The following is a 13,490-nucleotide window of genomic DNA, read 5'->3' on the forward strand; positions in this document are numbered from 1 at the left end:
CGTCGCTGGGTGGCCGACAGGCGCACGGCGCGGCCGGGGGGTGGTTGAGCGGCCTCCCCCTACGGTCCGCGCCGTGCGCGTCTCCGGCCTCCGGAGCCGACGCCCGCGGTGGGCGGTCAGCGCTCCAGGACGGGGATGTAGTCGCGGGTCTCGATGCCGGTGTAGATCTGGCGCGGACGGCCGATCTTGCTGGTCGGGTCCGTGATCATCTCCTGCCAGTGGGCGATCCAGCCGGGCAGCCGGCCCATGGCGAACAGCACGGTGAACATGCTGGTCGGGAAGCCCATCGCGCGGTAGATCAGGCCGGTGTAGAAGTCCACGTTGGGGTAGAGCTTGCGCGAGACGAAGTAGTCGTCGGTGAGCGCGTGCTCCTCCAGCTTCAGCGCGATGTCCAGCAGCTCGTCGGCCTTGCCCAGCTGGGCCAGGACGTCGTGGGCGGCGCTCTTGATGATCTGGGCGCGCGGGTCGAAGCTCTTGTAGACGCGGTGCCCGAAGCCCATCAGCTTCACGCCGTCTTCCTTGTTCTTCACCTTGCGGATGAAGGCGTCGACGTCGCCGCCGTCGTTCTTGATCGCGGTGAGCATCTCCAGCACGGCCTGGTTGGCGCCGCCGTGCAGCGGCCCCCAGAGCGCGTTGATGCCGGCCGAGATGGAGGCGAACAGGTTGGCCTGCGAGGAGCCGACCAGGCGGACGGTGGAGGTGGAGCAGTTCTGCTCGTGGTCCGCGTGCAGGATCAGCAGCTTCTCCAGGGCGCTGACGACGACCGGGTTCAGCTCGTAGTCCTCGGCCGGCACCGCGAAGGTCATCCGCAGGAAGTTCTCGACGTAGCCGAGGTCGTTGCGCGGATAGACGAAGGGGTGGCCCTGGGCCTTCTTGAAGGCGTAGGCCGCGATGGTGGGGAGCTTGGCGATCAGCCTTATGGCCGACAGCTCGCGCTGTTCGGCGTCGAACGGGTTGTGGCTGTCCTGGTAGAACGTGGACAGCGCGCTGACCACCGACGACAGCATCGCCATCGGGTGCGCGTCGCGCGGGAAGCCCTGGTAGAACCGTTTGACGTCCTCGTGCAGCAGAGTGTGCTGGGACACCTCCCGCTGGAACGTGGACAGCTCGTCGGCGGTCGGGAGCTCGCCCTTGATCAGCAGGTGCGCCGTCTCCAGGAAGGTGCCCTGCTCGGCGAGCTGCTCGATGGGGTACCCGCGGTAGCGCAGGATCCCCTTGTCGCCGTCGATGTACGTGATCGCCGACTTACAGGCCGCGGTGTTGCCGAAGCCGTTGTCCAGCGTGGTCAGGCCGGTCTGGCTGAGCAGCTTCGAGATGTCGAAGCCTGCGTTGCCGACGGTGGCGTCCACCACCGGGTACTCGTACTCGTCGCCGTGGTAGCTGAGTACTACAGAGTTGTCGCTCACGTCTTCCCTCACCAGCGAAATGAACCTCTTCAAGGGGTGCCCTGACTCATAACACTGTCCACCATTTGCCTGACAAACGTGCAGCCAGGGTGCCCAAAAAGAGCTGAACACCACAAAGATCAGGCCGCTGTGCGTTCAATACTCGACAGCAGGACGACCGTCGGATCAGCCTGTGCGGAGCCGGTGATCCAGCGCGGTATGCCTGCGACCAGCGGAAACGGCCCGCACCGCCTGGGCCAGGGCCCGGCGCGATCCCACCAGCACCACCAGTTGCTTCGCCCGGGTGACGGCGGTGTAGAGCAGGTTCCGCTGCAGCATCATCCAGGCGCTGGTGGTGACCGGGATCACCACGCAGGGATATTCACTGCCCTGCGAACGGTGGATCGTCACCGCGTAGGCGTGCGCCAGCTCGTCCAGCTCGTCGAAGTCGTAGGGCACCTCCTCGTCCTCGTCGGTGACCACGGTGAGCCGCTGCTCCTCCAGGTTGAGCGCGGTGACCACCCCGACCGTGCCGTTGAAGACCCCGTTGGCGCCCTTCTCGTAGTTGTTGCGGATCTGGGTGACCTTGTCGCCGACCCGGAAGGTCCGGCCGCCGAAGCGGCGCTCGGGCAGGTCCGGACGGGAGGGGGTGACCGCGGCCTGCAGCAGGGTGTTGAGATTGCCCGCGCCGGCCGGGCCGCGGTGCATCGGGGCGAGGACCTGGACGTCGCGGCGCGGGTCCAGGCCGAAACGGGCCGGGATCCGGCGGGCGACCACGTCGACGGTGAGCCCGGCGGCGAGCTCGGTGTCCTCCTCGGCGAAGAGGAAGAAGTCGGCCATGCCCTCGGTGATCGGCGGGACGCCCTCGTTGATCCGGTGGGCGTTGGTGACCACGCCGGACTGCTGCGCCTGGCGGAAGATCCGGGTCAGCCGGACCGCGGGGACCGGGCTGCCGGGGGCCAGCAGGTCCCGCAGCACCTCCCCGGCGCCGACCGAGGGCAGCTGGTCGACGTCGCCGACCAGCAGCAGGTGCGCGCCAGGGGCGACGGCCTTGGCCAGCTTGTTGGCCAGCAGCAGGTCCAGCATCGAGGCCTCGTCCACGACCACCAGGTCGGCGTCGAGCGGCCGGTCCCGGTCGTAGGCGGCGTCCCCGCCCGGCCTCAGCTCCAGCAGCCGGTGCACGGTGGACGCCTCGCAGCCGGTCAGCTCGGCCAGCCGCTTGGCGGCCCGCCCGGTGGGGGCCGCCAGCACCACCTTGGCCTTGCGCGCCAGCGCGAGGGTCACGATGGAGCGGACGGTGAAGGACTTGCCGCAGCCGGGGCCCCCGGTGAGCACCGCGACCTTCTCGGTGAGGGCCAGCCTGACCGACTGCTCCTGCTCGGGGGCGAGGTCGGCGCCGGTCTGCGTCCGCAGCCAGGCCAGGGCCCTGCCCCAGTCCACGTCGGCGAAGGAGGAGAGCCGGTCCTCCGGGCCCTTGAGCAGCCGCAGCAGCTGGTTGGCCAGCGAGATCTCGGCGCGGTGGAAGGGCACCAGGTAGACCGCGGTCAGGCTCTCGCCGACGCCCTCGTCCGACGGCACCTGCTCGCGGACCACGCCCTCCTCCGCGACCAGGCCGGCCAGGCACTCGATGACCAGGCCGACCTCCACCGCCAGCAGCTTCACCGCGTCCGAGATCAGCCGCTCCTCCGGGAGGAAGCAGTTGCCCTGGTCGGCGCTCTGCGACAGCGCGTGCTGCAGCCCCGCCTTGACCCGCTGCGGGCTGTCGTGCGGGATGCCGACGGCCTGGGCGATCCGGTCGGCGGTGAGGAAGCCGATGCCCCAGACGTCGGCGGCCAGCTTGTAGGGCTCCTCCCGGACCACCCGGATCGAGTCGTCACCGTAGTTCTTGTAGATGCGGACGGCGAGGGAGGTGGAGACGCCGACGCCCTGCAGGAAGATCATGACCTCCTTGATCGCCTTCTGCTCCTCCCAGGCGGCGGCGATCAGTTTGGTCCGCTTGGGGCCGAGCTTGGGGACCTCGACCAGCCGGGCCGGGCTCTGCTCGATGATCTCCAGGGTCTCGGTGCCGAAGTGCTCCACGATCCGGTCGGCCAGCCGTGGACCGATGCCCTTGATCAGCCCGGAGCCCAGGTAGCGGCGAATGCCCTGGACCGTGGCCGGGAGCACGGTGGTGTAGTTCTCGACGGTGAACTGCTTGCCGTACTGGGGGTGGCTGCCCCAGCGGCCGTGCAGCCGCAGGCTCTCCCCGGGCTGGGCGCCGAGCAGCGCGCCGACGACGGTGAGCAGGTCCCCGGCGCCGCGGCCGGTGTCGACCCGGGCCACGGTGTAGCCGGTCTCCTCGTTGGCATAGGTGATCCGCTCCAGCACACCGGTGACCTCGGCGAGTTGGATCGGCGGAGCGGGGTTCCGGTCGGGCATGGGGGAACCGTACAGCCGGGGTCCGACAGGCGCCGGAGTGCGGTCTTTGCGATTATCGAACGTGATCGAAAATGACCGAAATAATTTCTTTTCGATCCTGCCGCCCTGAAGGCCCGCATTGTCAGTGCCGCGCGCAAGACTGTGAGCACGCGACACCCCCCGACTCAACCCCGCAGGAGCACACCATGCTCAGCACCTCGAACGCCCCCGGCGCGCCCACCTGGCTCGACCTCGGCAGCAACGACACCGACGCGAGCAGCGCCTTCTACACCGACCTGTTCGGCTGGACCGCGCGTTCGGCGGGCCCGGACAGCGGCGGCTACATCTTCTTCGAGCTCGACGGACGGATGATCGGCGGCCTCGGTCCGAACATGGAGCCCGGCTCCGAAGGCGCCTGGACCCCCTACTTCGGCACCGCCGACGTCGAGACCACCAGCAAGTCCGTCGAGATGGCCGGCGGGACGGTCCGGATGCCGGTGATGGACGTCATGACCTTCGGCCGGATGGCCCAGTACACCGACCCCACCGGAGCCAAGTTCGCCGTCTGGCAGCCGTTGGAGCACTCCGGCTTCCAGGTCGTCGACGTCCCGGGCAGCGTGTCCTGGGTCGAGCTGCAGACCCACGACGGCCCGGTCGCGATCGCCTTCTACGAATCCGTCCTGGGGTGGACCGTCACGCCCAACCCGATCGGCCCGGACATGGTCTACAACGTCGTCTCGCTGCCCGGCAGCGCGCCCACCGGCTTCGCCGGCATCATGGCGGACGCCCAGTTCCCGGCCGTGCTGTGGAACCCCTACTTCGAGGTGGCGGACTGCGACGCCACCTTCGCCAAGGCGACCGCCCTGGGTGCGAGCGCGCTGATGGGCCCGCAGACCATGCCCGGCATCGGCCGGATGGCCCAGCTGACCGACCCGCTCGGCGCCCGCTTCTCGGTGATCGCCACCGAGGCGCCGGCCCAGCAGGGCTGAGCCGCACGGGGAAGGGACCCCGGGCGGACGGGAAGACGGCGTGATGGGGCAGTGTTGTCACCGAGACACGACAGTGCCGCCCCATCACGGAGGTCCCGCATGAGCCTGTACGACATCCCGCTGCACACCCTGTCCGGCGAGGCGACCACCCTCGACGCCTACAAGGGCAAGGCCGTCCTGCTGGTGAACGTCGCCTCCAAGTGCGGCCTGACGCCGCAGTACTCGGGTCTGGAGCGGCTCCAGCAGCAGTACGGCGAGCGGGACTTCACCGTGCTCGGGGTGCCCTGCAACCAGTTCGCCGGACAGGAGCCGGGCAGCGCCGAGGAGATCCAGACCTTCTGCTCCACCACCTACGGGGTCTCCTTCCCGCTGCTGGAGAAGATCGACGTCAACGGCGAGGCGCGGCACCCGCTCTACACCGAGCTGACGCAGACGCCCGACGCCGACGGCGAGGCCGGGGACGTGCAGTGGAACTTCGAGAAGTTCCTGCTCTCCCCGCAGGGCGAGGTCGTCGGCCGGTTCCGCCCGCGCACCGAGCCCGAGGCCCCCGAGGTGGTCGCCGCGATCGAGGCGCAGCTGTCGGCCTGACCTGTCGGCCCGACCCGCTCCCGACCGGGTCCGGGAGCGGGCCTAAGCTGCTGATCATGACAGACCATCTCTTCAGGGCAGCCGTGGTCGAGGACATTCCGGCGATCGTGGCGCTGCTCGCCGCCGACTCGCTGGGCACGGGCCGGGAGACGCCCGACGACCTGGAGCCGTATCTGGCCGCCTTCGACCGGCTCGCGGCCGATCCCAACCAGCACCTGCTGGTCGCCGAGCGCAAGGGCGAGGTGGTCGGGACGCTGCAGCTGACGGTGATCCCCGGGCTCTCCCGCGCGGGGGCGACCCGTACCGTCGTCGAGGCGGTGCGGGTCCGTTCCACCGAACGGGGGCGGGGGCTCGGCACCCTGCTGATGGAGCACGCCGTCGAGGAGTCCCGCCGGCTGGGCGCGAGCCTGGTCCAGCTGACCTCCGACGCGAGCCGGGTGGACGCCCACCGCTTCTACGAGCGGCTGGGCTTCACCGGTTCGCACGTGGGCTTCAAGCTGGCGCTGAGTTGACTCAGGCAGTCCTTGCGGAAAATATGAGCCTGACTCTCTATATGTCCTCCGGACCCGCAGGAGACCCCGTGGCCGCCCCGAACCACGTATCTGCCGAGGTCGACCTCGCGGACGCCGTCATGCGCGCGGCCAAGCGGATCAGGCGGGGCACCTTCAACCGGCTGGCGCCCTTCGGTATCACCCCCTCGCAGGGGCGCGCGCTGGACGTACTGGCCCGGGGCGCCCAGCACGGCGGGCAGATGATCCGGCTGAACCAGCTCGCCGAGCGGCTGCACATCGCCCCCCGTTCGGTCACCACCGTCGTGGACGCGCTGGAGACGGCGGGCCTGGTCGGACGGGTGCAGGATCCCGACGACCGGCGAGCGATCCTGCTGCGGCTCACCGAGGAGGGCGAGCGGATGGTCGCCCGGATCGGCGAGGTCCGCCGGGAGGTCGCCCGGGAGTACTTCGCACCGATCAGTCCGGACGACCGGACCGCGCTGCTGCGACTGCTCCAGGCGACGGACGAGGCGTACGAGCTGGCGCACCCGCGTTCGCACCATCACGGGCACGGGCACGGGCAGCCCGGCCCGGAGTGAACGAGGCCAGCCCGATGCCGACGATCACCAGCAGCGCCGCCGCGCCCGCCGCCGGTGTGATCGGCTCACCGAGCAGCAGCCAGGACGAGGACATCCCGAAGACCGGCACCAGCAGCGAGAACGGGGCCACCACCGTCAGCTCGTGATGCCGGATCAGATAGCCCCAGGCGCCGAAGCCGAACAGGGTGGCGCCCCAGGCCACGTAGAGCAGCGCGCCGACACCACCCGGGCTCAGCGACCGCAGTGCGGCGAGGTCGGCCGCGCGACCCTCGAACAGCAGTGACAGGCCCAGCAGCGGGAGCGGGGGCACCACGCTGACCCAGACCATCCAGCGGAACAGGTCCGGCGGCGCCGCCTTACGGGTGAGCACATTGGACAGCCCCCAGGCCACAGCGGCGGCCAGCACCAGGACGAAGGCCCGCATCGACCCGGAGCCCCCGCCGGCGGAGCCCTGGTCGACGGCGGCCAGGACGATGCCCGCCACCCCGACGCCGAGACCGATCAGCCGCCGTCGTCCCGGCCGCTCCCCCAGCAGCAGCGCGGCGAAGGCGGCGGTGAACACCGCCTGGCTCTGCAGCACCAGCGAGCTGAGCCCGGCGGGCATCCCGGCGTGCATCCCGATGAACAGCAGCCCGAACTTCACCACCCCGAGCACCACCCCGACCGCCAGCACCCAGCGCCACGGCACCCGGGGCCGGCCGACGAAGAAGACCGCGGGCACCGCCGCCACGGTGAACCGCAGCGCCGAGAACAGCAGCGGGGGGAAGTGGGCCAGGCCCACGTCGATGACGACGAAGTTGACGCCCCACACGGCGGCGACGGCGACGGCCAGGGCGAGATGACGGAGTGGCATGACGTGATCCTGGCCCCGGTAATCGTTGAGCACCAGCAAATAGTTCTTCAGCGTTCCCCTTAGCAATGCTGAAGAGTCAGCTGATGACGCGTCACCCGACTGCACTCGGACGGTGGCGGCCTGCCGAACGCATCAGAACAATACGGTCATATGACGCATCGTTTCCCTGTGCTGCTCGCACCGCTCGTGGGCGTGCTCGCCACCGCCATAGCGGCCGCAGCCCTCGCCGCCCCGGCCACGGCCGCGGCCGTCGCCCTGCCCGCCTCCGTCGCCTTCGGGGGCGTGCCCCGGGTGGGCGCCCTGTTCAATTCGGCAGGCGGCGCCCTCCGCGGGCACTACTGCACGGCCTCGGTCGTCGACAGCCCCGGGCACGACCTGCTGGTCACGGCGGCCCACTGCGCGGTGTCCGCCGGCAGCGGCAGAGTCAGGAACGGCATGGTCTTCGTCCCCGGCTACCACGACGGGATCCACCCCTACGGGCAGTGGTCGGTGAGCCGGGTGACCGCGGACGTCCGGTGGTCCAGGCACGGCGACCCGGACTACGACGTGGCCTTCCTGACGACCCGTCCGGGCGCCGGGGCCGGCGGCAGGCGGATCCAGGACGCGGTCGGCGCGGAGGCCATCGGCTTCGGCACCCCGCGCAACGCGTCCGCCGTCGCGGTGGGCTATCCGCGCCGAACGGAGCGTCCGGTCCACTGCGGGAGCAGGCTACGGGCCCGCGGCGCCGGCCAGCAGGAGTTCGACTGCCCCGGCCTGCCCGGGGGTACCAGCGGGGGCCCGCTGCTGACCAGGGTCGGTCCGAGCGGGGCGGGGCGCGGCACCGTGGTCGGCGTCATCGGCGGTTACCAGGAGGGCGGGCTGACCGACGACATCTCCTACTCGCCGTACTTCGGCGCCGCCATCGCCGCCGTCTACCGGGCCGCGGTGATCCAGGGCTGATCCGGGAGAGGGCTGATCCGGGAGTCGGGGCTGACCGGCGCGCAGCGGATGCGCATAGGCTCGTCCGCATGATGGATCTCGGGCGCCTGCGGGCGCTGCACGCGGTCGCGGTGCACGGCTCGGTCGGCGCGGCGGCGGCCGCCCTCGGCTACACCCCCTCCGCGGTGTCCCAGCAGATCACCAAGCTGGAGCGGGAGACCAGGACCGAACTGCTGGAGAAGCGCGGCCGGGGCGTGGTGCTCACCGACGCCGCCCAGGAGCTGGTGGGCGCCGCCCGCCAGGTCCTGGCCCTGGTGGAGCAGGCCGAGGTCAGCCTGGAGCAGCGCCGGGGCCAGGTCTCCGGTCGGCTGTCGATGGCGGCCTTCGCCACCGCGGCCCGCGGCCTGCTCCCCGGTGTGCTCGCCGAACTCTCGGCCCGGCACCCGGACCTGTCACTCAGCCTGCTGGAGAGCGACCCCTATCTGATGGCCGACCTGGTCGCCCGCGGCGAGGTCGACCTGGCCGTGGTGCAGGACTGGCCCAACACACCGCTCGCGGTGCCGGAAGGGGTCGCCAGGATGACGCTGGGCGATGATCCGGTGGATGTGCTGCTCCCGGCCGACGATCCGCTGGCCGCGCTGCCGCTGCTGACGGTGGAGGACATGGCGGGGCGCCCCTGGGTGAGCGTCCCGGCCGGCAACATCTGCCACGACTGGCTGGTGCGGACCATGCGCGAGGCCGGCCAGGAGCCGGACATCCGGTACCACGTCGCCGAGTTCGAGACCCAGATCGCGCTCATCGCGGCGGGGCTCGGCCTGGGCCTGGTCCCCCGCCTCGGCCGCGGGGCGCTGCCGCGCACAGTGGTGGCGCGTCCGGTGCACCCCGCGCCCAGCCGGCGGGTGTTCGCACTCTGGCGGGAGCACGCCTCCCGCCGTCCCGCTATCGCCGCCGCGCTGGACGCCCTCAAGGAGCACTGGCCGCAGCGGGACTCGGCCCCGGACCCGAGGCCGCCGCGGTCCCGGACCGGTTCGGCGCCCGCCTAGCTGGCCATGCCGATGACCAGCCACATGAAGGCGACGCCGGCGATGGTGCAGAGCAGCGTGGAGCGCGAGGGGTGCGGGCTGTGCGCCTCGGGAAGGATGTCCGAGGTCGCCAGGTACATCAGGAAGCCCGAGAAGAAGCCCAGGTAGAGGCCGACGACATGCTCGGGGATGGTGAACAGCAGGGTGATCCCCGCGCCGAGCACCGGGGCCAGCGCGTCGCAGCCCAGCAGGATCAGCGCCCGTCGCCGGTCGTTCCCGTAGAGCCGGGTGATGGTGTAGGTGTTGAAGCCGTCCGCGAAGTCGTGGGCGATCACCGCGATGGCGACCACCGTCCCGAAGGAGCCGTCGACCTGGAAGGCCGCGCCGATGGCGAAGCCGTCCATGACACTGTGCAGGCAGAGCGCGGAGGCGGCGGCGAGACCCAGCTTCTCGCTCCGGCCGTGGCTGTGTCCGGAGAAGTCGGACGGCGCCGGCACGGCTCCCTGCTGGTGCCCGTGGCGGTGCTCCGCGTACTCGGCCTCGTGGGCCCGGTGGATCGCCACCGAGCGCTCCACGACATGCAGCACCAGGAAGCCCAGGACGAACATCAGCAGGCCCTGCGGGACGCCCCAGAGGCGACTCGAGGCCGCGTCCAGCGCCTCGGGCAGCAGGTCGAAGCCGACGACGCCGAGCATCAGTCCGGCGGCGAGGCCCAGCACCAGGTGGCGTTTGTCGCCGACCTTCCCGGCGACCAGGCCGCCCAGCAACGTCATCAGGAAGGCCCCAGCGGCCACCAGAACCGGCATTCCCGCACGCTCGCTCTCATCGCGTCCCGCTGCGCGCAAGCGGGCGGTCCCGTGCGTCGTTCCCAGCTAGCGGTAATGATAATGCTTATCGTTAGTAGGATCGTACCTGGACCGGGAACTGCGTCCGCGCAGGGGTAAGGGCGGCGGCGCCCTGCCCAGTCGCCGCCGCCCTCAGGAGAGGCCCAACCCGCGCCCTCACCGCAATCGTGCGCGACCCCGTACCTCCACGCGCCCCGAACTGCGCCGGACGGGTCACCGCCGACGCACTTACCGGACCGTACGGCGCTGCGTACTCTGTCCGTGGGCATCAGCCGCAGGGGGGCGGGGCCGTGGTCATACGTGCGCGAGGGGAAGCGCGGCGGGAACGACGGCGAACGCGCCCGGGCAGGCCGTTCCTGACGCCGGGTCTGCTCCTGGCCCTGGCCACGGCGCTGCTGGCGGTCGGCGCCGGTTGCGCGGTCGGCCACGTCGACGGCGCCCGAGCGCGTTCGTCCCCGGTCGAGGTGAGACTGGTGCCGCAGGGGCCGTCGACCTGGCCCGGCCGGACCACCCCGGCGCACGGCAGCGCGAGCGGGCGCGCGTCGGCCTCAGGCGCGGCCTCCGGACAGCACACGCCCGGCGCGCATCCGTCACCGAGCGCCTCCTCGGTGTACAGGCCCACGGGCGTCGGCTCACACGGCGCCCGGCTCACGGGCGCGGCCGCCGCCATCCCGTCCGCCTCGGCCTCCTCCGCCCCCGCGGTCTTCCTCCCGGTCGGCGCCTGCGTCGCGGCCGTCACCGGGTCCGCAGGCGCCTCCTACAGCGCGGCCGACTGCGGCGCCGGGAACGCCTCCGCCGTGGTGATCCAGCGGCTGACACCGGGAACCCCCGCCACCTCCTGCCCGAGCGGAACCGACTTCGCCCTGCAGATCACCAGCATCGCGACGGGCGGTGCCGGTGCCGGATCCGCCGCGCGCAAGCCGAAGGCCCAGGTCACCGGCATCGCCTGCCTGCGGAACCTGCACCCGCCGCATCCCGGGGACCCGGGCGGCGGGGGCGGCTTCGGGATCGTCGTCGGCGACTGCATGAAGGACACCGGCGGCGGCTCCCAGCAGGAGACCGCATGCGACGCCACCGGAACCGACCGGCCCGACTACCGGATCATCGGCCTGGTCTCCCGCGACAACCAGTGCCCGGCCGCGACGACGGCGTTCATCACCGTCCACAACCCGAACTCCCCGGTCCAGGTCGCCTGCGCGACATCGCTGCGCAACGGCGGGTAGCAGGAGTCAGCCGCTGTCGAGCTCCGTGTAGACGGCGGAGAGCTCGGGCGAACCCTCGGTGGCCCAGCCCTGTCCCATCGCCACCACGTCCAGCTCGCGTCCGCTGTTCAGCACCACCACGGGTCGGCCGTCGGGCAGCTGCTGCCAGCGGGCGCCGGCGATGCTGCGGACGATCACGGTGCCGAGGTACAGACCGGCGTCATGGCCCAGCCCCTCGGCGGTCTCCGGGTCCGGGTCGTCCCGCCATCCGGGCATCAGCTGGTCCAGCGCCTGGAGCGAGGCAGCCGAGTCGTCCAGCACCAGTCCGGCGTCGAAGGCCTGCTCACGCAGCATCACGCACTCGGACAGCATCTCGTCCAGCGTGCCGGGATTAGGGGTGGAGGGGTTGGGCACGCCGGACGGACCGGCGGTTCCCGCATCAGGGTGGTGCCGCGTGCGCCAGCGGTCCAGAAAAGCGAAACCCATGGCTACAGAGTGACAGTAAGGCGGTTCAGCCGCCCAGCTCCGCGCCGAGATGCGCGCGGACCAGGGCGCGGAGCTCGCCGCCGTCGATCAGCCGGAGCTCGGGGCAGGCCGCGGCCGCGAGCACGGCGTCCGCCTCGAAGCTCCCGGTGGTGGCCCAGACCCCGCCGCCGGCCCCCTCGTCCGCGATCACCTCGGCCACGTCCCGCACCGCGTCGGCCCCCACCGTCATCGGCCGGCGCGCCGCGAACACCACATGGGTGTCCGCGCTGAACCCGCGGCCGTCACCCTGGGCGAAGGCCAGCAGTCCGTCCTTCCCGCGCAGCTTCGGCTCCCACTCCTCCAGCCCCATCTGCTCGAACAGCTCGGCGATCAGCGCGGCGAACTCCCCCGGCGATAGCTCCTCCGGAGCCGGCGGGCCGGAGCGGCCGATGGCGAACGGCGGCACCGGTACCGGGGCGAACGGGTCCGCGGAGAGCACACAGGTCAGCGCCTTCAGCCGGTCGACGGCCTCGGCGTCGGTGTCGGGCAGCAGTGATCCCGCGAACAGGTCCTCGCGCCGGGCGTCCACGGTGACCAGGCAGGACTCCCCCGCCTCCGCCGTCACCGCGCGACCGTTGACGACGATTCCGTCCAGCCGGGACTCGGTGTCGGCGGCCAGCAGCGCGTCCAGCGCACGCAGCACCAGACGGGCCGTCAACTGCCGGTAGCGGGCCAGGCACTCCCGCCGGGGCCGGGGCACGGCCTCCACGCCGCCGTCCGGCGCCACCTGGAACCGGAGCGCCGCCGGCACCACGGCGGGCCCGGGCAGCACCAGGTCGACCACGGCGGTCCGGGTCAGCTCGCGGTAACTGACCCGGGCCGGGACCTCCAGGCCGGGCAGCCGCCCGGCCGCTGCGAGCGCCCGCTCCAGCACCGACTCGACGGCGGCGGGGTGGCCCTCCTGGTAGGACTTGCGGTAGCCCTCCAGGCGCTCGTTGTACTCGCGCACGCTACGGGCGCGCTGCTGCTCCTCCTGCTCATGGGCGAGCCGGGCCTGCTCGGCCTGCGCACGCAGGTCCCGTTCCTGGTGCCGGTACTCGCGCAGGGCGCGCTGGTGCTTCAGCCTGGCGTCGGCGAGGCGCTGCTGGTACGGGCCGCTGAGCAGGGGCCGTCCGGGCGCCGCGGAGCTGACCTGACCCGGGTCCGGGGCGTAGTCGGCCCAGCGCGGGGGCTCGACCAGGGCTTCCGCGGGCAGCGGGCGCGGCTCGTAACTGCGGCGCAGCGCGTCGAAGTCGACGGCCGGGGACGGCTCGGCCGCCAGCGCGAGCAGTTCCTCCAGGCGCTGCTCGGCGTCCTCGGCGACCTCGGTGTACTGCTGGGCCAGATACGCCCGCCCGCCGCCTGCCACCCCGCCGCCGGGACGGCCCGGCAATCCGTTCGCCCCCTGACCGCCCTGTCCGCCCTGACCGCTCGACGCCATCGCCGCTCCCCCGTGCCCCGATCCCCGTTCACGCAAGGGGCCTAGCATCTCATCGGCCAGGCTGTTCATCGAGTCAATCGCCACCTCGGCCGGTCGCAGCAACTGGTCCAAGGGCGTGAGCGGCCCCTCGTCGTCCTCGTCCATCCACCTCTCCTCCCCGGGGGAACACCGTCGAAGCCGGGTCCGCAGCGCCGTCCACAGTGTCCTCCTCGTCCAGGTACTCGGCGATCAGCGCGGAGAGTCGGTCGGGCGTCAG

General features: G+C 71.8%; 12 protein-coding genes and 1 pseudogene. 7 read left to right on the plus strand and 6 right to left on the minus strand.

Annotated elements, in window-relative coordinates; translation table 11 throughout:
* Positions 1-116: 116 nt before the first annotated feature.
* Positions 117-1,406: a citrate synthase gene (locus ABH941_RS12925; protein WP_370129090.1), complete on the minus strand. Its 1,290-nt coding sequence runs from the start codon at positions 1,404-1,406 to the stop codon at positions 117-119.
* Positions 1,407-1,571: 165 nt separating this feature from the next.
* Positions 1,572-3,803 carry an ATP-dependent RecD-like DNA helicase gene (locus ABH941_RS12930; RefSeq protein ID WP_370129092.1) on the minus strand — a complete coding sequence of 744 codons (2,232 nt, stop codon included), beginning with the start codon at positions 3,801-3,803 and terminating at the stop codon, positions 1,572-1,574.
* Between the two features lie 185 nt (positions 3,804-3,988).
* On the opposite strand from ABH941_RS12930, the gene ABH941_RS12935 reads away from it, so the two are divergent.
* The 4 genes and pseudogenes from ABH941_RS12935 to ABH941_RS12950 form a co-directional block, all read left to right on the plus strand.
* Entirely contained in the window at positions 3,989-4,771 is a 783-nt protein-coding gene (locus ABH941_RS12935; protein ID WP_370129093.1) for a VOC family protein, read from the plus strand.
* Positions 4,772-4,870: 99 nt separating this feature from the next.
* A complete protein-coding gene (locus ABH941_RS12940) occupies positions 4,871-5,359 on the plus strand; it encodes a glutathione peroxidase (protein ID WP_134004817.1) in 489 nt (162 codons plus the stop codon).
* Positions 5,360-5,415: 56 nt separating this feature from the next.
* Positions 5,416-5,871, plus strand: coding sequence for an N-acetyltransferase family protein (locus tag ABH941_RS12945; protein ID WP_370129096.1), 456 nt, complete (start codon positions 5,416-5,418; stop codon positions 5,869-5,871).
* A gap of 119 nt (positions 5,872-5,990) precedes the next feature.
* Positions 5,991-6,251 (plus strand): annotated as a pseudogene (locus tag ABH941_RS12950) (MarR family winged helix-turn-helix transcriptional regulator); the annotation flags it as partial.
* Between the two features lie 76 nt (positions 6,252-6,327).
* On the opposite strand, the gene ABH941_RS12955 reads toward ABH941_RS12950, so the two are convergent.
* A complete protein-coding gene (locus tag ABH941_RS12955; protein WP_370129098.1) occupies positions 6,328-7,302 on the minus strand; it encodes an EamA family transporter in 975 nt (324 codons plus the stop codon).
* Positions 7,303-7,452: 150 nt separating this feature from the next.
* On the opposite strand from ABH941_RS12955, the gene ABH941_RS12960 reads away from it, so the two are divergent.
* Together ABH941_RS12960 and ABH941_RS12965 are read left to right on the plus strand one after the other, a co-directional pair.
* The gene (locus ABH941_RS12960; RefSeq protein WP_370129100.1) at positions 7,453-8,241 is read left to right on the plus strand and encodes a serine protease; all 789 of its coding nucleotides are present in this window, start codon (positions 7,453-7,455) and stop codon (positions 8,239-8,241) included.
* Between the two features lie 68 nt (positions 8,242-8,309).
* Positions 8,310-9,263: a LysR substrate-binding domain-containing protein gene (locus ABH941_RS12965; protein WP_370129102.1), complete on the plus strand. Its 954-nt coding sequence runs from the start codon at positions 8,310-8,312 to the stop codon at positions 9,261-9,263.
* Here the strand turns inward: ABH941_RS12965 and ABH941_RS12970 are convergent.
* Positions 9,260-10,048: a ZIP family metal transporter gene (locus ABH941_RS12970; protein ID WP_370129104.1), complete on the minus strand. Its 789-nt coding sequence runs from the start codon at positions 10,046-10,048 to the stop codon at positions 9,260-9,262. The two genes, ABH941_RS12965 and ABH941_RS12970, sit on opposite strands and share 4 nt — an antisense overlap.
* A 329-nt stretch (positions 10,049-10,377) precedes the next feature.
* Here ABH941_RS12970 and ABH941_RS12975 point away from each other — a divergent pair, with 329 nt between their 5' ends.
* A complete protein-coding gene (locus tag ABH941_RS12975) occupies positions 10,378-11,310 on the plus strand; it encodes a hypothetical protein (RefSeq protein ID WP_370129106.1) in 933 nt (310 codons plus the stop codon).
* 6 nt (positions 11,311-11,316) lie between these two features.
* On the opposite strand, the gene ABH941_RS12980 is transcribed toward ABH941_RS12975, so the two are convergent.
* Together ABH941_RS12980 and ABH941_RS12985 are read right to left on the minus strand one after the other, a co-directional pair.
* Positions 11,317-11,775: a DUF6278 family protein gene (locus tag ABH941_RS12980; protein WP_370129108.1), complete on the minus strand. Its 459-nt coding sequence runs from the start codon at positions 11,773-11,775 to the stop codon at positions 11,317-11,319.
* Between the two features lie 25 nt (positions 11,776-11,800).
* Entirely contained in the window at positions 11,801-13,378 is a 1,578-nt protein-coding gene (locus ABH941_RS12985; RefSeq protein ID WP_370129110.1) for a restriction endonuclease, read from the minus strand.
* Positions 13,379-13,490 lie beyond the last annotated feature (112 nt).

This window comes from Streptacidiphilus sp. EB103A (genome assembly GCF_041261405.1).
Classification (GTDB): Bacteria; Actinomycetota; Actinomycetes; order Streptomycetales; family Streptomycetaceae; genus Streptacidiphilus.